Source organism: Massilia sp. IC2-476, assembly GCF_020707295.1.
GTDB lineage: Bacteria > Pseudomonadota > Gammaproteobacteria > Burkholderiales > Burkholderiaceae_D > Telluria.
Genome location: NZ_JAJFER010000005.1, coordinates 205,081 through 230,293, shown reverse-complemented (window position 1 = coordinate 230,293; position 25,213 = coordinate 205,081). Strand labels below are relative to the sequence as shown.

General features: G+C 67.1%; 17 protein-coding genes. 9 read left to right on the top strand and 8 right to left on the bottom strand.

What is annotated here, in order from left to right; genetic code table 11:
* Window positions 1-16 precede the first annotated feature (16 nt).
* Window positions 17-949: a cysteine synthase A gene (gene cysK / locus LK539_RS15250; RefSeq protein ID WP_227801873.1), complete on the top strand. Its 933-nt coding sequence runs from the start codon at window positions 17-19 to the stop codon at window positions 947-949.
* Window positions 950-1,137: 188 nt separating this feature from the next.
* Here the strand turns inward: cysK and LK539_RS15245 are convergent, their stop codons facing one another.
* Both LK539_RS15245 and LK539_RS15240 read right to left on the bottom strand, forming a co-directional pair.
* Window positions 1,138-2,142: a cation diffusion facilitator family transporter gene (locus tag LK539_RS15245; protein ID WP_227801872.1), complete on the bottom strand. Its 1,005-nt coding sequence runs from the start codon at window positions 2,140-2,142 to the stop codon at window positions 1,138-1,140.
* Window positions 2,139-2,459, bottom strand: a complete 321-nt coding sequence (locus LK539_RS15240; RefSeq protein WP_227801871.1) for a helix-turn-helix transcriptional regulator — start codon at window positions 2,457-2,459, stop codon at window positions 2,139-2,141. The genes LK539_RS15245 and LK539_RS15240 overlap by 4 nt, the downstream gene beginning before the upstream one ends.
* A 149-nt stretch (window positions 2,460-2,608) precedes the next feature.
* Between LK539_RS15240 and LK539_RS15235 the strand changes: the two genes are divergently transcribed.
* Entirely contained in the window at window positions 2,609-3,304 is a 696-nt protein-coding gene (locus LK539_RS15235; RefSeq protein ID WP_227801870.1) for a DUF1349 domain-containing protein, read from the top strand.
* 10 nt (window positions 3,305-3,314) lie between these two features.
* On the opposite strand, the gene LK539_RS15230 is transcribed toward LK539_RS15235, so the two are convergent.
* From LK539_RS15230 to LK539_RS15220, 3 genes are read right to left on the bottom strand one after another with little or no spacing between them, the layout of a single operon-like run.
* Window positions 3,315-6,122: a pitrilysin family protein gene (locus LK539_RS15230; RefSeq protein WP_227801869.1), complete on the bottom strand. Its 2,808-nt coding sequence runs from the start codon at window positions 6,120-6,122 to the stop codon at window positions 3,315-3,317.
* Window positions 6,123-6,134: 12 nt separating this feature from the next.
* The gene (locus LK539_RS15225; RefSeq protein WP_227801868.1) at window positions 6,135-7,025 is read right to left on the bottom strand and encodes a metallophosphoesterase; all 891 of its coding nucleotides are present in this window, start codon (window positions 7,023-7,025) and stop codon (window positions 6,135-6,137) included.
* Window positions 7,026-7,041: 16 nt separating this feature from the next.
* Window positions 7,042-7,524: a nicotinamide-nucleotide amidohydrolase family protein gene (locus LK539_RS15220; RefSeq protein WP_227801867.1), complete on the bottom strand. Its 483-nt coding sequence runs from the start codon at window positions 7,522-7,524 to the stop codon at window positions 7,042-7,044.
* 425 nt (window positions 7,525-7,949) lie between these two features.
* Between LK539_RS15220 and LK539_RS15215 the strand changes: the two genes are divergently transcribed.
* Complete coding sequence (locus LK539_RS15215; protein ID WP_227801865.1) at window positions 7,950-9,995, top strand: ATP-binding protein; 2,046 nt, start codon at window positions 7,950-7,952, stop codon at window positions 9,993-9,995.
* Window positions 9,992-12,622 carry an EAL domain-containing protein gene (locus LK539_RS15210; protein WP_227801864.1) on the top strand — a complete coding sequence of 877 codons (2,631 nt, stop codon included), beginning with the start codon at window positions 9,992-9,994 and terminating at the stop codon, window positions 12,620-12,622. The genes LK539_RS15215 and LK539_RS15210 overlap by 4 nt, the downstream gene beginning before the upstream one ends.
* Before the next feature lie 75 nt (window positions 12,623-12,697).
* Here the strand turns inward: LK539_RS15210 and thiL are convergent, their stop codons facing one another.
* Window positions 12,698-13,660 (bottom strand): thiamine-phosphate kinase, encoded by a 963-nt coding sequence (thiL, locus tag LK539_RS15205; protein ID WP_227801863.1) that lies wholly within the window; start codon window positions 13,658-13,660, stop codon window positions 12,698-12,700.
* Between the two features lie 169 nt (window positions 13,661-13,829).
* On the opposite strand from thiL, the gene LK539_RS15200 reads away from it, so the two are divergent.
* From LK539_RS15200 to LK539_RS15180, 5 genes are all read left to right on the top strand, one after another.
* Window positions 13,830-16,157 carry an NADP-dependent malic enzyme gene (locus LK539_RS15200; protein WP_307729108.1) on the top strand — a complete coding sequence of 776 codons (2,328 nt, stop codon included), beginning with the start codon at window positions 13,830-13,832 and terminating at the stop codon, window positions 16,155-16,157.
* Between the two features lie 307 nt (window positions 16,158-16,464).
* Window positions 16,465-17,508 (top strand): GDP-mannose 4,6-dehydratase, encoded by a 1,044-nt coding sequence (gene gmd / locus LK539_RS15195; RefSeq protein WP_227801862.1) that lies wholly within the window; start codon window positions 16,465-16,467, stop codon window positions 17,506-17,508.
* A 12-nt stretch (window positions 17,509-17,520) separates the two neighbouring features.
* Complete coding sequence (locus LK539_RS15190; RefSeq protein ID WP_227802093.1) at window positions 17,521-18,453, top strand: GDP-mannose 4,6-dehydratase; 933 nt, start codon at window positions 17,521-17,523, stop codon at window positions 18,451-18,453.
* 35 nt (window positions 18,454-18,488) lie between these two features.
* Window positions 18,489-19,589 carry a glycosyltransferase family 1 protein gene (locus tag LK539_RS15185; RefSeq protein ID WP_227801861.1) on the top strand — a complete coding sequence of 367 codons (1,101 nt, stop codon included), beginning with the start codon at window positions 18,489-18,491 and terminating at the stop codon, window positions 19,587-19,589.
* A 9-nt stretch (window positions 19,590-19,598) separates the two neighbouring features.
* A complete protein-coding gene (locus LK539_RS15180; protein WP_227801860.1) occupies window positions 19,599-20,768 on the top strand; it encodes a glycosyltransferase family 4 protein in 1,170 nt (389 codons plus the stop codon).
* A gap of 43 nt (window positions 20,769-20,811) precedes the next feature.
* Here LK539_RS15180 and LK539_RS15175 read toward each other — a convergent pair whose 3' ends face one another.
* Window positions 20,812-21,804, bottom strand: a complete 993-nt coding sequence (locus tag LK539_RS15175) for a two-component system response regulator (RefSeq protein WP_227801859.1) — start codon at window positions 21,802-21,804, stop codon at window positions 20,812-20,814.
* A complete protein-coding gene (locus LK539_RS15170; protein WP_227801858.1) occupies window positions 21,801-25,154 on the bottom strand; it encodes an MHYT domain-containing protein in 3,354 nt (1,117 codons plus the stop codon). The genes LK539_RS15175 and LK539_RS15170 overlap by 4 nt, the downstream gene beginning before the upstream one ends.
* Window positions 25,155-25,213: the final 59 nt, after the last annotated feature.

Sequence of the window (25,213 nt, the reverse complement as noted above, 5' to 3'; positions counted from 1 at the left end):
ATTGCGGGAGACCGGCATGCGCATCGCGAACGACGTTACTGAACTCATCGGCAACACCCCACTCGTACGAATCCGCAGGCTGGCCCCGCAGGGTGGGGCCGAGATCCTCGGCAAGCTCGAATACCACAACCCCGCGCACAGCGTGAAAGACCGCATCGGGCTGGCCATGATCGAGGCCGCCGAGCGCGCCGGCCTGATCAAGCCTGACACCATCATCGTCGAACCCACCAGCGGCAACACCGGCATCGCGCTTGCGATGGTGTGCGCCGCGCGCGGCTACCGCTGCAGGCTCGTCATGCCTGAGACCATGAGCAACGAACGGCGCATGCTGCTGCGCGCCTACGGCGCCGAACTCGTGCTCACGCCAGGCAGCGAAGGCATGCTGGGCGCGATCCGCCGCGCCGAGGAACTGGTCGCCCTTGATCCGAACTGCTTCATGCCCCAGCAGTTCAACAATCCGGCCAACCCGGAAATCCACCGCAACACCACCGCCGAGGAAATCTGGCGCGACACCGACGGCAAGGTCGACATCCTGGTCGCCGGCATCGGCACCGGCGGCACCATTACCGGCGTGAGCGAAGTGATCAAGGCGCGTAAACCCGGCTTCAAGGCGATCGCCGTCGAGCCGGAAGCCTCGCCGATGCTGTCGAAAGGCACCAAGGGCCCGCACCCGATCCAGGGCATCGGCGCCGGCTTCGTGCCGGCAGTGCTCAACACCGGCGCCTATGACGAAATCATCACCGTGAAGAACGACGACGCCTTCGAGACCGCACGCGCGGCGGCGCGCGAGGAAGGGCTGCTGGTCGGGATTTCGTCGGGGGCCGCGCTGTGGGCGGCAATGCAGGTGGCGCAGCGGCCGGAGAATGCGGGGAAGATGATCGTGACGATCATTCCGTCGTTTGGCGAGAGGTATCTCAGTACGGCCTTGTACGCCAACCTGGCGGGCTAAAGGCTGCTGTTCTCACTGCTCATCGGAATTGGATCCCGGCCTTCGCCGGGATGACGTCTCAGCGCTGCGGATTGGAGGTGGCGCTAACTCTACCCCCCAGCTTTAAAACCGTCATTCCCGCGAAGGCGGGACTGATGCCACTGGCATCAGTCCCTCCAAGTTCGTAGCGTCTAGTTAGCCCACCGCACTCAATGTGCATGCGCATGATCATGGTCGTGATCATGATCATGCCCCTCCAGCGCACAATCATGATGCGTCGTCCCTTCCTCCATCTGCAGCGTGCAGTGATGGATCCCGAAGTCGCTGCGCAGCTTCGCCACCATCTCGTCCAGCACCCGGTCGCCCGGATACCCGCCCGGCATCACCACGTGCGCCGTCAATGCGTTCTCGGTGGTGCTCATTGCCCAGATGTGCAGGTCATGCACTTCCTTCACGCCCGGCTGGCTGCACAGGTAGTTGCGCACGGCGCCGGCGTCGACGCTATGCGGCACCGCGGCCATCGACATCTGCACCGATTCGCGCAGCAGCGACCAGGTGCCCAGCACGATCACGACCACGATCACCAGGCTTACCGCCGGGTCGATCCAGGTCCAGCCGGTGCCCATGATGACCAGGCCCGAGATCACCACGCCCAGCGACAGCGCGGCGTCGGCCGCCATGTGCAGGTAGGCGCCGCGCACGTTCAGGTCGCCCTTGCTGCCGGCCAGGAACAGCCAGGCCGAGAAGCCGTTGATCGCCACGCCGATCGCCGCGATGATCGACACCGTCATGCCCTCGACCGGCGCCGGTTCCGCGAAGCGTTGCACCGCTTCCCAAGCGATGGCGCCGCAGGCCACCATCAGCAGCAGGCCGTTGGCCAGCGCCGCCAGGATCGACGAGCCGCGCAGGCCGTAGGTGTAGCGCCCCTTCGGCGCGCTCTTGGCCAGCACCGCGGCGCCCCAGGCCAGGATCAGGCCCAGCACGTCGGACAGGTTATGGCCGGCGTCCGCCATCAGCGCGGTGGAGTGGGCGATGAAGCCGTAGATGAATTCGATCGCCACGAACAGCGTGTTGACCCCGATCGCCAGCGCAAAGGCGCGTCCGTTGCCGGCCGGGTCGGGCATGTGGTGATGGTGGTGGCCGAAGCCGTGGTGGTGGTCGTGACCGTGGTCGTGGTGATCGTGAGCGTGGTCGTGCTTGTGCGTGGTACTCATGCGTCCATTCCGGTTGCTGGTTCGGCGATGTGCTCGAACATGTTGGCGAGCAGGCTGCTGATGTGGGCATCGGCAGCCGAATAGAAGACCTGCTTGCCCTGGCGCTCGGCCTTGACGATGCGGGCGGCGCGCAGCAGGCGCAGGTGGTGGCTGACCAGGGAACTGGACAGGTCGAGGGAAGCGGCAATGTCGCCCACCGCGGTCGGCTGCGCCAGGCAGGCGAGCACGATGCGCAGGCGGGTGGCGTCGCCGAGCAGGTGGAACAGGTCGGCCAGCTCTTCGACAGCGCCGGCTTGATATTCAGGATGATTAGTCATGTTTAACATGTGAATAGTTGTTCACATGTTAGGCGAAATCGGCGTGGAGAGCAAGGGCGGCATTTCTTGCTGAGCCTACCCAGCCAGTATTGACGCCACCGATCGATGCGATTACTTTGCAATCGATTCCACCACCCAGGGAACCGACTGTGAAACTGCCTGCCTTTGTTTTCTGTTCAATATGGGCGGCCTTGACGCCGCTGACCGCGGTCGCACAGGCCGGCGTGGGTGCTTCCACGCCGGCACAGCCCAGGGCGTCGATCGCGGCGATTCCCTATCCCTTGACCATTGCGGCACCTAGCGGTGCGGCGTCGATTGCCGCGGGTGAGTTGACCCTCAGCGCGGCAAAGGGCACTGACATGTATGCCAATGTCGACGGCAGCAAGCTCATCGACGATACCCCGCGTGTACTGTTCGCGCCGCGCGATGATTTTATTTTCTCGGCCAGGATCCAGGCCGACTTCCACAGCGCTTTCGATGGCGCTGCGCTGCTGGTGTATGCCGGTAAGGCCACGTGGGGCAAAGTGCTGTTCGAGCGTATGCCGGACGGCAGCAATGCGGTCACGACGACCATCACCAAGGGCACGGGGGACGACGCCCTCCATCAGCAGGTGGAAGGCAGCGTGGCGTATCTGAAGATCGCGCGCAAAGGCGGTGTGTACGTGTTCTACCTGTCAACCGACGGCGCCACGTGGCGCATGCTGCGCACCTTCGCGCTGCCGACGGATCAGCCGGTGCAGGTCGGCTTTTCGGCGCAGTCGCCCAAAGGCGAGCGCTTTACAGTGCGCTTCTCCGACCTGAAATGGCGCGCGCGCGGTTTCGACAACTACTGGCAGGGCGAGTAGCACGCATGCGCTAGGGCCGCGCGGGCGGCAGTTGCCCGTCGCTGTCGCGCACCTCGACACTCCCCAGCCCGAGCGGCTGCAGTTGCGGCAGGATGCGCTTGCGGTCGCCGACCGCGACCACCGTCATTCGTTCCGGCACCAGATGCTTGCGCGCCGCCGCCTGCACCTGGCCTGCAGTGACGGCGGACAGCTGGCCGGGCAGGCGCGCGTAATAGTCGAGCGGCAGGCCGTAGACGAAGATCTCGGCCAGGCTGGCGCCGATGTCGGCATTGGTCTCGAAGGCTCCCGGCAGCGACAGCACCTGCGCATCGCGCGCAGCCGTCAGCTCGGCGGACGACAGCGGCGCATTGCGCATCGCGTTCACCTCCTTGAAGATCTCGCGCACCGAGTCGCCGGTAGCGTCACGCTGCACACTGCCGGCGATGACGAAGGGACCCGGCGTGCGGTCGTAGCGGAAGTGCGAGGAGATGCCGTAAGTGTAGCCCTTGGTTTCGCGCAGGTTGTTGTTGAGGCGGCTGGAGAACATGCCGCCCAGCGCGCCGTTCATGACCTGCAGCGCCGCGAAGTCGTCGGTGTCGCGCGCCACGCCGATGCTGCCGACACGCAGCGCGGTCTGGGCCGCACCCGGCTGGTCGACCAGCACCAGGCGCGCCCGCGTGCCCGCCGGCTCTGCGCTGCCGGCGGCCGGCGCCTCGCCGCGCGGCCAGGCCGCGAAGCGCGCTTCCACCAGCGCCTTCAGCTCGGCGCGCCCGATGTCGCCCGAGACCACCAGCGCGGCGTTTTCCGGCACGTAGTGGCGGCGCCAGAAGGCCACCAGGTCGTCGCGCGTCACGGCGCGGATCGCCGGCTCGGTGCCGAGCTGGCCGTAGCCCTTCGGATGGGCGCTGCCGTACAGCGCACCCAGCGCGGCGACGGCCGCCACGGCTTCCGGATCGTCGCGCTGCTGGATCAGGTCTCCGACCCGGTCGGCGCGCTGGCGCTCGACTTCCGCAGTGGGGAAGGCGGGACGCAGCACCACGTCGGCCAGGATGTCGAGCGCCGGGGCGAAGGTCGAGCGCAGCGACAGCAGGGCCACGGTGGAGGCGTCGGCGCCGCTGCCGGTGTCGAGGAAAGCGCCGAGCTGCGCGATCTCGTCGGCGATCTGCGGCGCGCTGCGGGTGGCCGTGCCTTCTTCCAGCATCTGGGCCGTGAAGCCGGCCAGGCCGGGCATGTCGCCCGGGTTGGCGGCGCTGCCGCTGCGCACCACCAGCTCGGCCGACACCAGTGGAATGCCAGGCTTGTGGTGGTGGATCACGGTCAGGCCGTTGGCCAGCTTGAAGCTGTCGCCCTGCGGCAGCGTGAAGCGCGGCGCCGGGCCGGGCTTGGGTTGTTGCGCGCGCCAGGATTCGGGCGTGTTGATCGCCTCGATGGCGGCCGGCTTGGCTTTCGGCGCCTTTGCTTTGGACACGCGTGGGTCGTCGATGACCGGCTTGCCCGGCAGGCCGGTGACCACGGCGCGCGCCTGCCTGGCCAGGTAAGTGCGGACCGCGCGCTGCACGTCGGCCGGGGTGATGCGGCGCAGGCGCTCGACGTCCTTGCTGAGGTAGCCGGGGTCGCCCGTGTATTGGTTGTAGTGGTTGAGCTGGTCCGCCAGGCCGTCGCCGCCCAGCTTTTCGATGGTGCTCAGGAGCGCGGTCTCGAGGCTGTTGCGGGCGCGTTCGACTTCGCGCTGCGAGGGACCGTGCTCGCGCAGCTCGGCCAGCTCAAGGTCGATCGCCGCCTCGATCTCGCGCGCCTCGTGCCCAGGGCGCGCGGTGACGTCGATCACGAAGGTCGAGGTGAGGCCCTGGGAATTCTGGCTGGCGTCCACGTCTTGCGCGATCTGGCGCTCGTAGACCAGCTTCTTGTACAGGCGGCTCGACTTGCCGCCGCCGAGGATTTCCGCCGCCACCGCCAGCTCGGCGTCGCCCGGCTGGTAGGCCGGGGGCGTGAGCCAGCCCATGAACACGCGCGGCAGCTCGATGCGGTCGTGCACGACCACCCGGCGCTCGCTGGTGATCGGCGGGGTGACGACCTTCGGGCGTGCAACGGGCGGGCTGCGCCGGAAGCTGCCGAAGTAGCGCTCGACCAGGGCGCGCGTCTTCGCCTTGTCGATGTCGCCGGCGATCACGATGCTGGCGTTGTTCGGGCCGTAGTAGCTGGCGAAGAACTGGCGCACGTCCTCCAGCTTCGCGTTCTGGATGTCGGCGTGCGAACCGATGATCGAGGCATAGTAGGGGTGGCCCTTGGGGAACAGGGCATGGGCCAGCGCCTCGTGCACCAGGCCGTAGGGTTCCTCCTCGACCGTCTGGCGGCGCTCGTTGCGCACCACGTCCTGCTGGTTCTTGAGCGCCTTGTGGTCGATCACGTCGAGCAGGTAGCCCATGCGGTCGGCGTGCACCCACAGCGCCAGTTCCAGCTGGTTCGAGGGCACGGTGTCGTAGTAGGCGGTCTGGTCGTAGCCGGTGCCGCCGTTGCTGTCGGTGGCGCCGGCGCCTTCCAGCAGGCGGTCGGCCATGCCGCGCGGGATGTGGCGGGTCTGCGCGAACATCAGGTGCTCGAACAGGTGGGCGAAACCGGTCAGGCCCGGCGCTTCGTTGGCGGGGCCGACGTGGTACCAGATGTTGACCGCCACGATCGGCAGGCGCCGGTCTTCGACCAGGATCACCTGCAGGCCGTTGGGCAGGGTGGTTTTTTCAAAGGCGACGGTGGGCAGCGGCGCCGGCGCGGGTTCGGCGCCGGTAGTTGGTGTAGAGGTTGTCAGCATCAAAATAGCAAAGAGCAGCCAGAGGAGTTTCATCTCGTGCTCCGGTCAGTGGCAGGTGGCACGTCCATGGTCGAGCGTGGCGCCCGCCGGCACGCGGCCGGGGTCGGTCGGCAGGAAGCGCCACTCGTAGGCGCCGTCCAGCAGGCGCAGCGCGAGGACGCCATCATAACTGGCTTCGCGCACTTCGCTGTGCGCGGTGAGCTGGAGGAAGGGCGTGGCGTAGGCGCCGCCGGTGCCGACCACGAACTGGCGCAGCCCGTGCGCACGGTCCAGCCGGCCGTCGGCATCCTGGGGCGCGAAGCGCTCATAGTCGTGGTCGTGGCCGGACAGGACGACTTCGGCGCCGGCCTGGTGGAGCAGGGCAAAGGCGTCGCGCATGCGGCCGGGGCCCAGGTGTCCGCCCGAGGTGTACAGCGGGTGGTGCCAGAAGGCGAGGGTGCAGGCAGCGCTCTGGCGCGCCAGCTCGGCGCGCAGCCAGTCCATCTGGGCGGCGTGGGCCGCACCGGTCAGGTTGCTGTCGAGCGAGATCACCAGCCAGCTGCCCAGCCGCAGGCTGTAGTAGCCCTTGCCGGCGCGTGCGCCGAAATAGGCGAAATAGGGTTTGGCCCCTGGCGTCAAGTATTCGTGGTTGCCGGGCGTGGGCCAGGTGCGCTCGCGAAAGCGCCCCCAGGTCGGGCCGTAGCAGCGTTCGAATTCGGCTGCCGTGCCCTTCGGGTAGGTGTGGTCGCCCAGGCTCAGCACCGCGGCCTGCGGGTCGGTGCGCAGCAGGCCTTCCACCAGCGTGGCGGTGGCGGCGGCGCCCGACCAGCGCGGGTCGGGATGCTTGCAGCGGGCGATGTCGCCGGCCGCGTAGACCGTATAGACCGCGGCCGGCGCCCCGGCGGACGCTGCGAGCAGCGCCAGGGCGCCCAGCAGGCGCGGCGCCATCCGGATCATGGCCGGCGCCCGGCTGTTATTCAATGAAGCGCAGCAGCCCCTGCAGCGCATGCGCCACGGTCTGTTCGCGCACCGCCTGGCGGTCGCCCTGGAACACCAGGCGTTCGGTATAGGTCGTGTCGCCGCGCGCCCAGCCGAAGCAGACCGTGCCCACGGGTTTGCCCGGCACCGCGCCGGTCGGGCCGGCGATGCCGGTGGTCGACACCGAGACGTCGGCCGTGCTGTTGGAGAGCGCCCCTTCGGCCATCTTGCCGGCCACTTCCTCGCTCACCGAGCCGAATTGCGCGATGAGCGCGGCCGGCACGTCCAGCAGCTCGGTCTTGGAATGGTTGGAGTAGGTGACGAAGCCGCAGTCGAACCAGCCGGTGGAGCCCGGGATTTCGGTGATCGCCTGGGACACCCCACCCCCGGTGCAGGACTCGGCGGTGGCCAGCACCAGGCGCTTGGCCTCGAGCGCCCGGCCGACTTTGCTTGCAAGTTCTAGAATATCGTTCGTCACGTGAGGCTCCTTTGGATGCGGATTGGCGATGCCGGGTTGGCGCACGCGGGCGCGCTTTCATTCTAGCGCGGTCGTGCCGTACTGACGCATAAAGCGTGCACGAAAAGCCTCAGGCGCCTGTACCCGCCTTGCATGATGTATTGACGGTGATCGTGAATAGTTCCGTGCGACATGACACGAAGCGGTCGGCTATGCTGTCAGCGCCGCCGCATGCGACCGGTGCGCACCGACCCCGGTCGGTCTTCCTTATTTCTGTTTTCTGTAGGACCCTGGATGCCGCTCGAACGACATGCGCGTGACCGGATGGGGCCGGCGCAGGTGGGCGGCACCGCCGCCACGGCGCTCCCTGCTTTTTTCCGGCCGATGGACCGGCATTGCCGCGCCAGCGGCGCCCGCTCGCCCATCCGGCCCGCGCCGGAGGCCGCATGATCCGGGGCCGTTCGATCCGAAGCAAGCTGGTCAGGGCGGTGATGGCGACCACGCTGGTCGCGCTGCTGGTGTCGGTGGCGATCATCATCTTCTACGACCTGCGCAGCTACCACCGCAGCCTGCTCAACGACCTCGCCACCCAGGCCGAGCTGGTCGGGCACATGACCTCGGCCGCGCTGACCTTCGACGATCCGCGCCTGGCCAACGAGAACCTGGCGCTGCTGCGCACCCGTCCGCAGGTGCGCGCGGCCGCCATCTACGACGCCAACGGCGAACTGTTCGCCTCCTACCGTGCGGCGGGCGAAACGCGGGTGCTGCCGCAGACCCTGTCCGGGGCGCCCTCGACCAATGGCGACGACCTGGTCATCCTCCAGCGCATCGTCGAAAACGGCGATACCCTCGGCACCGTCTACCTGCGCGCCGAGAACCGCCTGCTGCAGCGCACCCTGGACTATCTCAGCATCGCGGCCCTGGTGACCCTGCTGGCGATGGGCGTGGCCTACCTGGTGATGCGCCGCATGGGACGGGCGCTGACGGCGCCGATCGTGGCCATCACCGAGATCGCGCGCGACGTCGTCGCCACCCGCGACTATTCGCGCCGCGCGCCGCGCATCAGCAACGACGAGGCGGGGGAGCTGGTCGATTCCTTCAATGCCATGCTGCTCGAGATCGAGGGCCGCACCCGCGAGCTGGAAACCTCGAGCAGCGAGATCGCGCGCGAGGTGGCCGAGCGCTCGCGCGCCCAGCAGGAAGTCATGCGCCTGAACGAACAGCTCGAGCAGCGCGTCGACGAACGCACCCTGCAGCTGGCGCTGGCCAACGCCGAACTGGCGAATGCGATCGAGGAGGCGCGTAGCGCCAACCAGGCGAAATCCGCTTTCCTCTCCTCGATGAGCCACGAATTGCGCACACCGCTCAACGCCATCCTGGGGTTCGCCCAGATCCTGACCTCCGATACCCTGCCGTCGACGCTGGAGCAGAAGAAGGAATTCGCCAACCACATATTGAAGAGCGGCCGCCACCTGCTCACCCTGATCAACGAGATCCTCGACCTGGCCAAGGTGGAGTCGGGCACCGTGACGCTGTCGATGGAGCCGGTGGCCCTGAGCGACACGCTGATGGAGACCCGCACCATGGTCGAGCCGATCGCGGCCGCCCGCGGCGTGCGCGTGCTGTTCCCCGAGACGCCGGGGGCGGTGGTGCTGGCCGACCGCACGCGCCTGAAGCAGGTCTTGCTCAACCTGCTGTCGAATGCGGTCAAGTACAACCGCGAGTCCGGCGCCGTGGTGGTGAGTTGCGAGCAGGTGGCGCCGACCCGGCTGCGCCTGTCGGTGCAGGACACCGGCGCGGGCCTCTCCGCCGAGCAGGTGGCGGCCCTGTTCCAGCCCTTCAACCGGCTCGGCCAGGAGGGCGGCAGCCAGGAAGGCACCGGCATCGGCCTGGTGGTGACCAAGCGCCTGGTGGAGCTGATGGGCGGCGAGATCGGCGTGTCCAGCAGCCCGGGCGTGGGCAGCGTGTTCTGGATCGAGCTGGCCACCACGGCGCCGCTGGCCGCGCCGGCGGCGGACAGCGCGCCGGGCGACACGCCTGACGTGCAGACCGTGCCGGAAGACGGGGCGCCGCATTTGATACTCTATGTGGAAGACAACCCGGCCAACCTGCGCCTGGTGGAAGAGATCGTGCGCTTCCGCGCCGACCTGCGCCTGCTGTCGGCGCTCGACGGCCACGTCGGCCTGTCGCTGGCGCGCGCCCACCTGCCGGAGATCATCCTGATGGACCTGAACCTGCCGGGCATGAGCGGGATCGAGGTGCTCAAGCAGCTGCGCGCCGATCCGGCAACAAGCCCCATTCCGGTCATCGCCCTGACCGCCAATGCCATGCCGCGCGACATCGAGCGCGGCATGGCCGCGGGTTTCACCCGCTACCTGACCAAACCGATCGACATCGACAAGTTCACCGAAGCGATCAACAGTACGCTGGCCCAGCTCCGCGCCCAGGCGGGTGCAGGACACATGGCGCCGGCCGAAAGGAAGGCCGAATGATTTCACTGAACGACATCCGCCGCGCGCGCATCCTCGTCGTGGACGACGAACCCGTCAACGTCCAGCTGCTCGAATACCTCCTGAAAACCACGGGGTACGAGAACGTGTCGAGTACCTATGACCCGCGCCAGGTGGTGTCGATGCACCTGAAGCACCGCTACGACCTGATCATCCTCGACCTGCACATGCCGGGCATGGATGGCTTCGACGTGATGGAGGCCCTGAAGCCGCTCGAAAGCGATTCCTGGCTGCCGGTGCTGGTGGTGACGGCCGAGCCGGACAAGAAGCTGGCCGCGCTGGAAGCCGGCGCGCGCGACTTCATCGGCAAGCCCTTCGATACCGTCGAGGTGATGACGCGCATCCGCAACCTGCTCGAAGTACGCCTGCTGCACCGCGAATCGCAGGACTACGGCGTGCAGCTGGAACGCGAGGTGCGCGAGCGCACCGCCGAGCTGGCGCGCTTCCGTGGGGCGATGGACGCCACGCCCGACGCGATCTTCCTGATCGACACCGCCAGCATGGCGATGGTCGACGTGTCCGACGGCGCCTGCCGCATGCTGGGCTTTTCGCGTGACGCGCTGCTGCGCATCGATCCGGTGGCCCTGGGCCTGGCCACGCGCGAACTGCTCGAGCGCCACCTGGCGGCCGACCTGCCGCTCCGGCTGTCCACGGAGGAGGGGGAGGACGGCAAGGTGGAATTCGGCGCGCTGCCGGGCGACATCGTCGAGACCGAACTGCTGCGCGCCGGCGGCGCCGGTGCGGTAGCGGTGGAAATCAGCTGGAAGCTGCAGGACCTGGGCAAGAGCCGCATGCTGATCGCGGTGGCGCGCGACATCAGCGAACGCCTGCATGCGCAGGAACGGATGCGCCATATGGCCAGCTACGACGCGCTGACCGGCCTGCCGAACCGCACCCTGTTCTTCCAGAACCTGCGCGAAGCCATCGAGCTGGCGCGCGACAAGAACTGGCGCGTGGCGGTCATGTGCATCACGCTCGACCGTTTCAAGATCATCAACGATTCGCTCGGCACCGCGCGCGGCGACGAGCTGCTGGGCCAGTTCAGCACGCGCCTGGTGCGGGTGGTGCGCCTGCGCGACACGGTGGGGCGCCTGGGCGGCGACGAATTCGCCCTGTTCCTGACCATGACCCGCGACCAGCAGGAAGCGGTGAGCGTGGCCAACGAGATCCGCGAGACCCTGCGCGCGCCCTTCGACCTGCACGGCCAGCAGGCGGCGCTGACGGCCAGCATCGGCATCGCCATGTATCCGGAGGATTCGACCGAACCGGGCGCCCTGGTCAAGTATGCCGACACGGCGATGGTACGCGCCAAGGAAGCGGGGCGCGACGGCTACCGCTTCTTCACGGCCGGCATGAACGTGCAGGTGCTGGCGCGCCTCGACCTCGAGCTGGCGCTGCGCGGCGCGCTGGAAGGCGGACAGTTCGTGCTGTACTACCAGCCCAAGCTGGAACTGAACACCGGCCGCGTCTCGGGGGTGGAAGCGCTGCTGCGCTGGAACAGGCCCGGCTTCGGCCTGGTCTACCCCGCCGAGTTCGTCCCGATCATGGAGGAGACCGGGCTGGTGGTGCGGGTTGGCGAGTGGATCGTGGACGAGGCCTGCAGGCAGATCGCGGATTGGCATGCACAAGGTGTGCGCGACGTGCGGGTGGCGGTGAACGTGTCGAGCCGCCAGTTCGTCGAGGGCGACCTGGAAGGCGTGATCCGCGCCGCGCTGGACAAGCATGGCGTGGAGCCGGGGCTGCTGGAGCTGGAGCTGACCGAGAGCGCGCTGATGTCGAACGCCGAACACACCATCGACGTGCTGGGGCGCCTGAAGGAACTCGGCATCCGCATCGCGATCGACGACTTCGGCACCGGCTATTCGTCGCTGGCCTACCTCAAGCGCTTCCCGATCGACAAACTGAAGATCGACATCGCGTTCGTGCGCGACATCGTGACCACGCCGGACGACGCGGCCATCGCGCTGGCCATCATCAGCATGGCGCACAGCCTGCACATGCAGGTGATCGCCGAGGGCGTCGAGACGCGCGCCCAGATGGCCTATTTGCGGCGCCACCGCTGCGACGAGATCCAGGGCTTCCACTTCTCGCGCGCCCTGCCGGCCGACGAACTGGCGCGCCTGGTGCAGGACAACCGCGCCCAGCCGGATCAACCGCCGGCCCAGGACGACAAGGTGCAGACCCTGCTCATCGTGGACGACGACGTCAACGTGCTGACGTCGCTGCACCGCCTGTTCAGGCGCGACAACTACCGGGTGCTGACGGCGTCTTCACCGGCCGAGGGCTTCGAGCTGCTGGCGCTGTACCGGGTGCAGGTGATCGTGTGCGACCAGCGCATGCCGGTGATGAGCGGGACCGAATTCCTCAGCAAGGTCAAGGAGATGTATCCGGAGACGATCCGCATCATCCTGTCGGGTTACACCGGGGTGGAGTCGGTGCTCGATTCGATCAACCGCGGGGCGATCTACCGTTTCTATACCAAGCCCTGGCACGACCTGCAGCTGCGGGAGAATATCCGGCTGGCGTTCCGCCATTACTGGCTGACGTATGGGCCCTATGATGACCGCAAGACGCCGCGGGAAGAGGGGGAGAGTGCGAACGCTGGCTGACCGCGTGGGCAAGAAACTTGCCCACCCTACGGCGAGGCGATATTCGTAGGGTGGGCGGCTCGTCCGCCCACGCGGTCAGCTGAAGTGATCCCACCCGCTCAGTTTGAGATCGAGCGGTGAACCATCCGCACCGACCAGGCGCAATCCCGGCTCCGCCTCGATCCGCCCGACCCGGCTGACGGCCGTGCCACTCACCCGTCCCGCCTTCAGCACCGCCTCGCGCTGCGCAGCCGGCGCCGTGAAGCACAACTCGTAATCGTCCCCGCCCGCCGCCGTGAACCTGCGCCGCAGCGCAAGCGGCTGGCGCGCCAGCACCGGCCCGGCCGGCAGTGCGTCCACGTCCAGCGTCGCGCCCACCTTCGAGGCAGCCAGGATATGCCCCAGGTCGCCCACCAGCCCATCCGAGATGTCGAGCGCCGCGCGGGCAACCGGCAGCTCGGCCAGCGCCAGACCCAGCGCCACGCGCGGCGTCGGCATGTGCATGCGCTGCGCCGCCCCGACATGGTCGTCGTCGGAAAGCGCCACTTCCTTCCAGTACCCCGCCAGCGCCAGGCGCGCATCGCCCAGCGTCCCCGAGATCCAGATGTCGTCGCCGACCTGCGCGGCGTCGCGCCGCAGCGCATGGCCGGGGGCCAGTTCGCCGAACACGGCAATGCAGATGTTCAGCGGCCCCTTGGTGGTGTCGCCGCCCACCAGTTCGCAGCCGTGTTCGTCGGCCAGCGCGAACAGGCCGCGCGAAAAGCCCTCGAGCCAGACCGGGTCGGCCGCGGGCAGGCTGAGCGCCAGCGTGAAGCCGACCGGGCGCGCGCCCATCGCCGCCAGGTCGGACAGGTTCACGGCCAGGCTTTTGTAGCCCAGCATGAAGGGATCGGCGCCGGCGAAGAAGTGACGGTCCTCGACCAGCATGTCGCTCGAGATCGCCAGCTGGCGGCCAGGCGCCGGGGTGAGCAGGGCGCAGTCGTCGCCGATGCCGAGGTCGGCCCGGCCGGGGCGGTCGCGCTTGAAGAACTGTTTGATGAGATCGAATTCGGAAAGCATGGAGCGATTGTAAACGTGGTGTTTAATTATTAGCTCAACATATTTTTGGGGTGTATTTATTAGTAAATCTTATAAATGAACCGCTGCTTGTTGAAAATACGTAGCCTTTGTCAACTGCTCGTCTGATAAAATTGGAGGTTCCCCTCTAGTTTCAGGAAGGCTGCCAGGCATGGACTCGTCATCGGACAAGAAAGAAGAATTGCGTCAACAACTGCGTGCTGCAGCACTCGAATATCACCAGATTCCCCGCCCCGGCAAGATCAGCGTGACCCCGACCAAGGGCCTGCTGAACCAGCGCGACCTGGCGCTGGCCTACTCGCCGGGCGTCGCCGCGCCTTGCGAAGAGATCGTCAAGGACCCGGCCAACTCGTACAAGTACACTGCGCGCGGCAACCTGGTCGCCGTGATCTCGAACGGCACCGCCGTCCTCGGCCTGGGCAACATCGGCCCGCTGGCCTCGAAGCCGGTCATGGAAGGCAAGGGCGTGCTGTTCAAGAAGTTCGCCGCGATCGACGTGTTCGACATCGAGATCAACGAAAACGACCCGGACAAGCTGGTCGACATCATCGCTTCGCTCGAGCCTACCTTTGGGGGCATCAACCTCGAGGACATCAAGGCGCCCGAGTGCTTCTACATCGAGCGCAAGCTGCGCGAGCGCATGAAGATCCCGGTCTTCCACGATGACCAGCACGGTACCGCGATCATCGTCGGCGCCGCGATCCTGAACGGCCTGAAAGTCGTCAACAAGGACATCAAGAACTGCAAGCTGGTGGTCTCGGGCGCCGGTGCGGCCGCGCTGGCCTGCCTCGACCTGATCGTCGACCTCGGCTTCCCGATCGAGAACATCTTCGTCACCGACCTGGCCGGCGTGGTCTACAAGGGCCGCGCCGAGCTGATGGACCCGGACAAGGAGCGCTTCGCCCAGGAGACCGAGCACCGTTCCCTGGCCGACGTGATCCCGGGCGCCGACATCTTCCTCGGCCTGTCCGCCGGCGGCGTGCTGAAGCAGGACATGGTCAAGACCATGGCCGCCAACCCGCTGATCCTGGCGCTGGCCAACCCGAATCCGGAAATCCTGCCGGAAGACGTCAAGGCGGTGCGCGGCGACGCCATCATCGCGACCGGCCGTTCGGACTACCCGAACCAGGTCAACAACGTCCTGTGCTTCCCCTACATGTTCCGCGGCGCCCTGGACTGCGGCGCGACTACCATCACCCGTGAGATGGAAATCGCGGTGGTGCATGCGATCGCCGACCTGGCCCACGCCGAGCAGTCGGACATCGTGGCCTCGGCCTACGGCATCGCCAACCTTTCCTTCGGTCCGGAATACCTGATCCCGATGCCTTTCGATCCGCGCCTGCTGACCCACATCGCTCCGGCGGTGGCCAGGGCCGCGCAGGAAGGCGGCGTCGCCACCCGCCCGATCGCGGACATGGAAGCCTACGCCGAGAGCCTGCAGCAGTTCGTGTACCGCAGCGGCACCTTCATGAAGCCGCTGTTCTCGGTGGCCAAACAGGCGCCCATGGAAGCCAAGCGCATCGTCTACGCGGAAGGCGAAGACGAGCGCGTGCTGCGCGCGGTGCAGGTGGTGGTCGACGAGAAGCTGGCGCGCCCGATCCTGGTCGGCCGCCCGGCGGTGCTGGAAAAGCGCATCGAGAAGTTCGGCCTGCGCCTGAAACTGGGCCAGCACGTCGACGTGATCAACCCCGACTTCGACGAGCGCTATCGCGAATACTGGCAGGCCTACTACGACCTGGGCATGCGCAAGGGCGTGACGGTCGACATGGCCAAGCTCGAGATGCGCCGCCGCCACACCCTGATCGGCGCCATGATGGTCAGGAAGGGCGATGCCGATGGCCTGATCTGCGGCACCTACGGCACCACCCAGATGCACCTGCACTACATCGACCAGGTGCTGGGCAAGCGCGAAGGCAGCAACGTGTATGCGGCGATGAACTTCCTGATCACCCCGGACCGCCAGCTGGCCCTCGTCGACACCCACGTCAACGAGAATCCGAATGCGCAGGAACTGGCCGAGATCACGGTCATGGCGGCCGAGGAGATGGAACGCTTCGGCATCCAGCCGCGCGCGGCCCTGCTGTCGCATTCGAACTTCGGCACCTACAACAGCGAATCGGCGCGCAAGATGCGCTCGGTGCTGCCCCTGGTGCAGGCGGCCAAGCCGGACCTGGAGATCGACGGCGAAATGCATGGCGACACCGCGATCGAAGCCAAGGTGCGCATGAAGATCATGCCGAATTCGGCGCTGAAGGGCGACGCCAACCTGCTGGTGATGCCGAACATCGACGCCGCCAACATCTCCTACAACCTGGTCAAGAGCGCCGCCGGCAACGGCATCGCGATCGGCCCGGTGCTGCTGGGCTGCGCACGCCCGGTGCATATCCTGACGCCGTCTTCGACGGTGCGCCGCATCGTCAACATGACCGCGCTGTGCGTGGTGGACGCGGTGTCACAAAGGAACCAGGAAGCGAAGTAAATACGTTGGTGTAAGTAAGCACTGACATGTTGTGAAAACCACGCCTGATGCGGAAGTTTGATCTGCATCAGGCGTGTTTGTCTCGGAGTTTCCCCATTTGTCGTCGCCCAAGTACAACGGTAACAAACCGTAAGCGGGCGACGTACCCCATCCGTTTCAGGGCATAATGTCGGGATAATATGTTGCTTTTATTGCAGCTATTTCTATTGTGCAAGGTGCACGACTTTCCCGCTCTGATACAATCCCGGCTGTCCTGAATATGCTAGCCCTCGGCGGCCGGTGAGACCATCTTCTAGAACCCAAGAATATGCAAACAACAAAAAGAGCCCTGATCACTGGCATTACCGGCCAGGATGGCGCCTATCTGGCGCAGATCCTCCTGGAAAAGGGTTACCACGTGACCGGCACCTTCCGCCGCTCCAGCTCGGTCAACTTCTGGCGCATCGAAGAGCTCGGCATCGACAAGCACCCGAACCTGGCGCTGGTCGAGTATGACCTGACCGACCTGTCCTCGAGCATCCGCCTGGTGGAAAGCAGCCAGCCGGACGAGGTCTACAACCTGGCGGCGCAGAGCTTCGTGGGCGTGTCCTTCGAGCAGCCGGTCACCACCGCCTCGATCACGGGCCTGGGCGCAGTCAACCTGCTGGAAGCGATCCGCATCGTCAACCCGAAGATCCGCTTCTACCAGGCCTCGACCTCGGAGATGTTCGGCAAGGTGCAGGCGATCCCGCAGGTGGAAGACACCCCGTTCTATCCGCGCAGCCCCTACGGCGTCGCCAAGCTGTACGCGCACTGGATGACCGTCAACTACCGCGAGTCCTACGGCATCTTCGGTTCCTCGGGCATCCTGTTCAACCACGAATCGCCCCTGCGCGGCCGCGAATTCGTCACCCGCAAGATCACCGATTCGGTCGCCAAGATCGTCCTGAACAAGCTCGACGTGCTCGAGCTGGGCAACCTCGACGCCAAGCGCGACTGGGGCTTCGCCAAGGAATATGTCGAGGGCATGTGGCGCATCCTGCAGGCCAATGATCCCGACACCTTCGTGCTGGCCACCAACCGCACCGAGACCGTGCGCGACTTCGTCACCATGGCCTTCAAGGGCGCCGGCATCAACGTCGAATTCACCGGCGAAGGCGAGAACGAAGTGGGTCACTGCGCCCGCACCGGCAAGGCCCTGGTGCGCGTGTCGCCCAAGTTCTACCGTCCTGCCGAAGTCGATCTCCTGATCGGCAACCCGGAAAAGGCCAAGCGCGTGCTCGGCTGGGAGCCGAAGACCTCGCTCGAAGAACTGTGCCAGATGATGGTCGACGCCGACCTGCGTCGCAACGAAATCGGATTCTCGTTCTAAATCATGGAACGTATGGCCACGGATGACATCCCGGCGTTCATCGGCGGGAGGGAAGGCGAAGGACGCCGCGCGCTCATCACGGGCCTGCGCGGTTTCACCGGTTACTACATGGCGCAGGAGCTCACGGCTGCCGGCTACCGTGTCTACGGCACCGTCATGCCGGGCGAGGAACTGGGACCGGACATCCATGCCGTCGACCTGTGCGACCGCGATGCGGTGGCGCGCATGGTCGACGAGGTGCAGCCCGACGTGGTCGCGCACCTGGCCGGCATCGCCTTCGTGGCCCACACCAATGCCGAACTGATCTACCGCGTCAACGTGGTCGGCACGCGCAACCTGCTGGAGGCGCTGGCCAACGGCAAGCACCGCCCCACCAGCGTGCTGCTGGCCTCCTCGGCCAATATCTACGGCAACGCGAGCGTGCCCGTCATCGACGAGAACGTCCCGCCCGCGCCGGCCAACGATTACGCCGTCAGCAAGCTGGCCATGGAATACATGGCGCGCCTGTGGATGGACAAGCTGCCGATCGTCATCGCGCGCCCCTTCAACTACACGGGCATCGGCCAGGCCGAGAACTTCCTGCTGCCGAAGATCGTCTCCCACTTCCGCCGCAACGAGAAACGCATCGAGCTGGGCAACCTGGCGATCGCGCGCGACTTCTCCGACGTGCGCATGGTGGCGCGCGCCTACCGCCGCCTGATGGCCGTGGCCCCAAGCGGCGAAGCCTTCAACGTCTGCTCGGGCAGCTCGCACTCGCTGGCGAATCTCATCGACATGATGAGCGAGATCGCCGGCTACCACATCGACGTGCACGTCAACCCGGCCTTTGTCCGCGCCAACGACGTGCTCACGCTGTCGGGCAGCAACAGCAAGCTCACCGCCGTCATCGGCCAACTCGACCCGACGCCGCTGTCCGAGACGCTGCGCTGGATGTACCTGGCGTGAGTGGCGGCGGTCTCACCGTCGGACTCGGAACGACCATGATCGAACCGGGCCTGACCGGCGGCCGCCTTGACGGCATCGGCGTCTACACCCGCGCACTGCTGCGCCACCTGCCGCGCACCGGCTGCACCGTGCTTCCGTACTCCTGGCCGCGCATGCGCTCAAGCGGGGAGGGCATCAGCATCGGCCAGCCCATGCCGCAATCCTTCGAACGCGCTTCGCTGGTCGACCTGGCCACACCCGGTGCCCACCGCGTCCACATGCCGGCCGACCTGTTCCATGTCACCGATTACCGCATCGTGCGCATGGATTGTCCGGTGGTGGCGACCTTGCACGACGCGCTCCCCATCAAGTATCCCGAGTGGTGCAACCCACGCCTGCGCAGCGTCAAGAACTGGCTGCAGCGCAAGGCCACCGCCAAGGCCGACCACGTCATCGCGCTCTCACACTTTGCGATCGATGAACTGGTCGAATGCTTCGGCGTGAACCCGAACCGCGTCTCCGTGGTCTACTGTGGCGTGGACGACGAATGGCTCGCGCCGCCCGACGCGGAGGGCGTGGCCGCCACGCTCGCTGAATACAAACTGCATCCTGGCTATTTCCTCACGGTCGGTACGCTACAGCCCCGCAAGAACGTCGAGCGCCTGCTCGACGCCTGGCTGCTGCTCTCCAAGCCATTGCGTGACGAGCGCGCCCTGGTCGTGGTCGGCGCGCGCGGCTGGCGCTGCGAGGCCCTGGTGGCCCGCCTGCAGGCCGCGCAGGCGGACGGCGAGAACGTGGTCTGGCTCGACAAGCTGACCGATTCGCAGGCGCTGCGCCACCTGTACGCGGGCGCCGGCGTGTTCGCCTTTCCTTCGCTGTACGAAGGCTTCGGCATTCCCGTCGTCGAAGCGTTTGCTTCGCGCGTGCCGGTGGTGGCCTCGAACGCCAGCTCGCTGCCGGAAGTTACGCAGGGCGCGGCGCTCGAGGTCGACCCGCTCGACACCACCCTGCTGGCCGAGGCGCTCGCGACCCTGGCCACCAACGCCGCCGAACGCGCGCGCTGCATTGCCGCCGGGCGCGCCCGGGCCGAACAACTGACCTGGCACGCCACCGCACGGCAGACCGCCGACGTGTACCGCGCCGTCCTTTCGCAGTAAGCTTCCAACATGCGTGTCCTTCATTTCTACAAGACGTATTATCCGGATTCGGTCGGCGGCATCGAGCAGGTGATCCGCCAGCTGTGCGTCGGCACGACGCGCCTGGGCGTGACCAATACCGTGCTGTCGCTGTCGCGCCAGAAGGACCTGGCGCCGATCCAGTTCGACGGCCACACGGTGCACCGCGTGCCGCTGAATTTCGAGATCGCTTCGAATGCCTGTTCCTGGCAGGCGCTGGGCGCGCTGGCGCGCATGGCCGAAGAAGCCGACGTGGTGCACTACCACTTCCCGTGGCCCTTCATGGACCTGGCCCACTTCATGGCGCGCGTGAACAAGCCGAGCGTGGTCAGCTATCACTCCGACATCGTGCGCCAGAAGCGCTGGCTGCGCCTGTACCAGCCGCTCAAGTTCCGCTTCCTCGACAGCGTCGACGCCATCGTCGCGGCCTCGCCCAACTACCTCGAATCCTCGGCGGTGCTGGAGCGCTACCGCGACAAGGCCCGCGTCATCACCTATGGCCTCGATAAAGCCACCTACCCAAGCGTGGAACCCTGCCGCCTGGCGCACTGGCGCGCAAAGCTGGGGCCGAAGTTCTTCCTGTTCGTGGGCGTGCTGCGCTACTACAAGGGCCTGCACATCCTGCTGGAAGCGGCCCAGGGCCTGGACTATCCGATCGTGATCGTCGGCACCGGGCCGGAAGAGCAGGCGCTGAAGGAGCAGGCGGCGCGCCTGGGCCTGAAGCACGTGGTGTTCACGGGGGCGCTCGACGAAGCTGATAAAGCTGCCCTGCTGACACTGTGCTACGCGCTGGCCTTCCCCTCGCACCTGCGCTCGGAAGCCTTCGGCATCTCGCTGCTGGAAGGGGCGATGTACGGTAAACCCATGATCTCCTGCGAGATTGGCACCGGGACCACCTACATCAACCGCGCGAACGAGACCGGACTGGTGGTGCCGCCGTCCGATCCTGCCGCGCTGCGTGGCGCGATGCGTGCCCTGTGGGATGACCCGGAGCTGGCGCGCCGCATGGGCGTGCGCGCGGAACAGCGCTACCACGAGCTGTTCACCTCGGAACAGATGGCGGCGAGCTATACGGACCTGTATAGGGAGCTGGTGGCGCGCGGTGCGACCGCGAATGCCAGCGCCGGCGTGGGATTGGCGGGCCTGCCGCCGACCCGATAAAACACATGGCGCGGGCGGGCATTGCGCCCACCCGTGAAAAACCTCAAGCCTCGGCCCAGCGCTGCTGCACCGCCCGCACGGCCGGCATCTGTTCCAGGAACAGGTCGACCAGGGCCGGGTCGAAGTGGCGGCCCTTCTGCTCGCGCAGGAAATTCAGCGCTTCTTCTTCCGTCCACGCCTTCTTGTACGGCCGCTTCGAGGTCAGGGCGTCGAACACGTCGGCGATCGCCACGATGCGTCCCACCAGCGGGATCCCGTCGCCGCGCAGGCCGTGCGGGTAGCCGCTGCCGTCGTACTTCTCGTGGTGGGTCAGCGCGATCTGCGAGGCCAGCGCCAGCATGCCGCCCTCGTGCTCGCCAATGATCTCGGCGCCGATCGTCACGTGGCTCTGCATGATCTTCCATTCGTCCGGGTCCAGCGGTCCCGGTTTCTGCAGGATGCGGTCGGGAATGCCGATCTTGCCGACGTCGTGCATCGGCGCCGCGTGCAGCAGGTCGTCCGCTTCCGCCTCGCTCATGCCGGCGGCGATGCCGAGGATGCGCGAGAAGTGGCTCATGCGGATCACGTGCAGGCCGGTCTCGTTGTCCTTGTATTCGGCCGCCAGGCCGAGGCGCTGGACGATTTCCAGGCGCGTCGCGCGCAGCTCTTCCATACGCACCAGCGACAGGTGGGTGCGCACGCGCGCACGCACGATCGGCGGGCTGACCGGCTTGGTGATGTAGTCCACCGCGCCGGCCTCGAAGCCTTCCAGCTCGTCGGCGGTGTCGGTCAGGGCGGTCACGAAGATCACCGGAATCGCCGCGGTGGCAGGATTGGCCTTGAGCGCCGCGCATACTTCGTAGCCGGACATCCCCGGCATCATCACGTCGAGCAGCACCAGGTCGGGACTTTCCTGGCGCGCCAGCTCGAGCGCGCGCGCGCCGTCCTTGGCGAACAGCAGGCGGAAATGGTCTTGCAGGATCTGGCGCAGCAGTTGCAGGTTGCTGGCCTCGTCGTCGACCGCCAGGATCAGCGGCCGGTTGTTCGGTTGGGTCATGCCGATGTGCTTCCTAATACGTCCTGTGAAACATCCTCGCCCAGCGTGGCCATCACGGCTTCCAGCTGTTCGAGGGCGGAGTCGAATTCGAAGTCGCCGATCGCGCCCTGGATCTGGGCGACGCGCGGCGCGACCGGGTGGCCGGCCAGCGCCGCCGCCAGGCCGGCCAGGGCGGCGTCGTCGAGGGCGCCGCGGCGCAGGGCCTGCAGCAGCACGCCGCCGGCGCGGCGCGCGCGCGCCAGGTCATACGGAGCCGCTTGCGGCGCGGCGGTCGGCTGCGGACTGCTGGCGCGGATCGCGCCCAGGGCCTCGGCCAGGGCGGCGGTGGAGGCTTCCAGCGCGCCCGCGGCTTCCCGTTCGTCGGTCGGCACGGTGTTCGCGGCCTGTTCCAGCCTGGACAGCGCGTCCGACAGCTGTTCCAGGCCGACGTTGGCGGCCACGCCGCGCACCTTGTGCGCCAGCATGCGCAGTTCCTGGTGCGCGCCGCCGGCCGCATGCATCTGCAGCGTGGCGGCAAGGTCGGCGTACTGGCGGCCGAAGTGCTCGAGAGCCTCGGCGTAGACGTCGGTCTTGTCGGCCCAGCGGTGCAGGCCAACGCGGCGGTTCAGCACCTCGCGCGGTGCGACCGGCGCGGCGATTGCATCCTTGTCGCCCTGCTGCTGGTCCAGGCCCAGCACGCGCGCGATCTCATGCGACAGGCTGAACCAGTCGACCGGCTTGGTCGCGAAGCCGTCCATGCCCACTTCCACGCTGGCGCGGCGGTGTTCGGCCAGCACGCTGGCGGTCATCGCGATCACCGGCGTACGGCGTTTGCCGGTGGCCGCTTCGTGCGCGCGGATCGCGCGCGTGGCGGACAGGCCGTCCAGCTGCGGCATCTGGAAGTCCATCAGGATCAGGTCGAACTCGCCCCTGGTGGCCTGTTCCAGCACGGCGGCGCCGTCCGGCACCGCGATCAGGCTGTGGCCGCGACGCGCCAGCAGCAGCTGCAGCAGTTCCAGGTTCTGCGGCACGTCGTCGGCCGCCAGCACCCGCAGCGGCGGCAGCACGGCGGCGCTGCGCACGCGCGGCGCCTGGCTGGCGAAGCGCGCCAGCACCAGCGGCAGGCGCACGTGGAAGGTGGTGCCCTTGCCCAGTTCGCTTTCGGCCCAGATCTTCCCACCCATCAGCTCGACCAGCTGCTTGCTGATCGTGGTGCCCAGGCCCGTGCCGCCGAAGCGGCGCGTCATCGAGGCGTCGGCCTGGGTGAACGGATCGAAGATCGCCTCCAGGCGCTCGGGCGCGATGCCGATGCCGGTGTCGCTCACGGCGATGCACAGCTGGTCGCCGTCGGCACTCACGCGCAGCGTCACCGTGCCCTGCGGGGTGAACTTGATCGCGTTGTCGAGCAGGTTGGTCAGCACCTGGCGCACGCGCAGCTCGTCGCCGCGCAGGCCGGTCGGCAGGGCCGGGTCGTAGTGGATATCGAGATGCAGGCCCTTGGCGCGCGCATTCGCCGCCAGGGTCGAGGACAGTTCGTCGATCAGCGACAGCAGGTTGTAGTCGTTCTGTTCCAGCTCCACCGCGCCCTTTTCCAGCTTGGCGGTGTCGAGGATCTCGTTCAGCAGGCGCAGCAGGGCGCGGCCGGCGTTGCGGATGGTGTCGAGGTGGCGCCGCTGTTCCTTGTTCAGTTCACCGTCGAGCAGGACGTCGGTGAAGCCGAGGATCGAGTTCATCGGCGTGCGGATCTCGTGGCTCATGTTGGCCACGAAGGTAGCGCGCGCGGCGGCGGCCTGCTCCGCCTTGTCCTTGGCTTCGCGCAGCGCTTCTTCCATCATGCGGCGCTCGGTGATATCGAGGATGACGCCGTCCAGCCAGACGACCTCGCCGGCATCGTTGCGCGCGCCGCTGCCGTTCTCCCACATCCAGCGCACGCTGCCGTCACGGTGCAGCAGGCGGTATTCGATCAGGTAAGGGCGGTCCTCGCGCAGCGCCTCCGCGATCTTCGCGTTGATCTCGACGCGGTCGGTGGCGTGGATCAGGTTGCCGAAGGCGCGGCGCGGCGGGTCGCCCACGAAGTCGGCGGCCGGATAGCCGGTGACGCGTTCGACCGCATCGCTGATGAAGACCATCGGCCAGTCGCCCGCCAGGGTACTGCGGAAGGAAATGCCGGGGATGTTGCCGATCAGGGAGCGGAACTGCGCTTCGCTCGCGTGCAGTGCCTGCATGATGGCGCGGCGTTCGCTGATGTCGGTGATGAAGCACACGAACAGGTCCTGCTGGCCCAGGCGCGCGTGGCCGATCGCGCGCCGGATCGGCACCAGGCTGCCGTCCTTGCGCTTGCCCATGATCTCGCTGCTGCCGGACAGCGCCGGCGTGTAGCCATCGGTGATCAGGCCGAGCAGGCCGTCGTGCGAGGCGCTGTCGTCATCGGCGATCAGGAGGCTGGCGCTGCGGCCGACGATCTCGTTGCGCTGCCAGCCGAAGATGCGCTCGGCCGAGGCGTTGAATTCGGAGATGGTGCCGTCGCGCGCGATGGTGATCACGCCGTCCACCGTGGTGGTGAGCAGGGCGCGCATCCAGGCTTCGCTGCGCTGCAGGTCGAGGAACATCTGGCGGTAGCGCAGCAGGCCGTTGGCGCCGACGACCAGGCCGGTGAAGATGACGGTGATGAGCGAGATCGCGATGGCGAGGAAGGCGCTGTTCGAGGAACCGACCCCGCCCGGCTCGACCTGGCCGACGAAGCGGGCGGCGGCCATGCCGGTGTAGTGCATGCCGGCGATGGCGCAGCCCATCACGACCGCCGCCAGCAGCAGTCGGCGCGACTCGCTCATCGAGGAAAAGCGCCTCAATCCGTAGCGCACGCCGAGCGCCAGCGTGGCCAGCACCACCGCGACCACGATCGACAGCGCGAACATGGCCGGGTCGTAGCGCAGTTGCAGGCTCATCTGCATGCCGGCCATGCCCGAGTAGTGCATGACGCCGATGCCGGCGCCGACCACGACGCCGCCCACCAGCAGGCCCGCCGGGCCGAGGCGCTGGCGCGAAATCAGAGCCAGCGCCACCGCCGAGGCGCCGATGCTGGGCAGGGCCGACAGGATGGTGACGAAGGGATCGTAGGTGATCGGCGTGCACAGGTTAAAGGCGAGCATGCCGATGAAGTGCATGGCCCAGACGCCGGCGCCGAGCGCCAGGCTACCGCTGGCGAGCACGATCGCGCGATGGGTACGGCTGGCGGCCGCCTGGCCCGCGATCTGCAGGCCCATCCAGGACGAGAAGATGGCGATCAGGACCGACAGCAGCACGAAGCGCGGTTCATAGACGCCAAAGGTGAGCAGCGACGGATTGTCCGGAACCGAAAATAATTGCAGCATGGGCAGCTTTACGCGGTAATGGGCTGGAAGCGCCCAGGGAAGGTCTCGGCAGTATCGCA

Bases quoted from the DNA above. Each gene is read 5' to 3' on its own strand.
- LK539_RS15230 (WP_227801869.1), bottom strand. From the start codon at position 6,122: ATGAAACTCCTCTGGCTGCTCTTTGCTATTTTGATGCTGACAACCTCT.
- LK539_RS15215 (WP_227801865.1), top strand. From the start codon at position 7,950: ATGATCCGGGGCCGTTCGATCCGAAGCAAGCTGGTCAGGGCGGTGATG.
- LK539_RS15210 (WP_227801864.1), top strand. From the start codon at position 9,992: ATGATTTCACTGAACGACATCCGCCGCGCGCGCATCCTCGTCGTGGAC.
- LK539_RS15175 (WP_227801859.1), bottom strand. From the start codon at position 21,804: ATGACCCAACCGAACAACCGGCCGCTGATCCTGGCGGTCGACGACGAG.
- LK539_RS15170 (WP_227801858.1), bottom strand. From the start codon at position 25,154: ATGCTGCAATTATTTTCGGTTCCGGACAATCCGTCGCTGCTCACCTTT.
- LK539_RS15245 (WP_227801872.1), bottom strand. From the start codon at position 2,142: ATGAGTACCACGCACAAGCACGACCACGCTCACGATCACCACGACCAC.
- gmd (WP_227801862.1), top strand. From the start codon at position 16,465: ATGCAAACAACAAAAAGAGCCCTGATCACTGGCATTACCGGCCAGGAT.
- cysK (WP_227801873.1), top strand. From the start codon at position 17: ATGCGCATCGCGAACGACGTTACTGAACTCATCGGCAACACCCCACTC.
- LK539_RS15185 (WP_227801861.1), top strand. From the start codon at position 18,489: ATGATCGAACCGGGCCTGACCGGCGGCCGCCTTGACGGCATCGGCGTC.
- LK539_RS15240 (WP_227801871.1), bottom strand. From the start codon at position 2,459: ATGACTAATCATCCTGAATATCAAGCCGGCGCTGTCGAAGAGCTGGCC.
- LK539_RS15190 (WP_227802093.1), top strand. From the start codon at position 17,521: ATGGCCACGGATGACATCCCGGCGTTCATCGGCGGGAGGGAAGGCGAA.
- LK539_RS15225 (WP_227801868.1), bottom strand. From the start codon at position 7,025: ATGATCCGGATGGCGCCGCGCCTGCTGGGCGCCCTGGCGCTGCTCGCA.
- thiL (WP_227801863.1), bottom strand. From the start codon at position 13,660: ATGCTTTCCGAATTCGATCTCATCAAACAGTTCTTCAAGCGCGACCGC.
- LK539_RS15180 (WP_227801860.1), top strand. From the start codon at position 19,599: ATGCGTGTCCTTCATTTCTACAAGACGTATTATCCGGATTCGGTCGGC.
- LK539_RS15200 (WP_307729108.1), top strand. From the start codon at position 13,830: ATGGACTCGTCATCGGACAAGAAAGAAGAATTGCGTCAACAACTGCGT.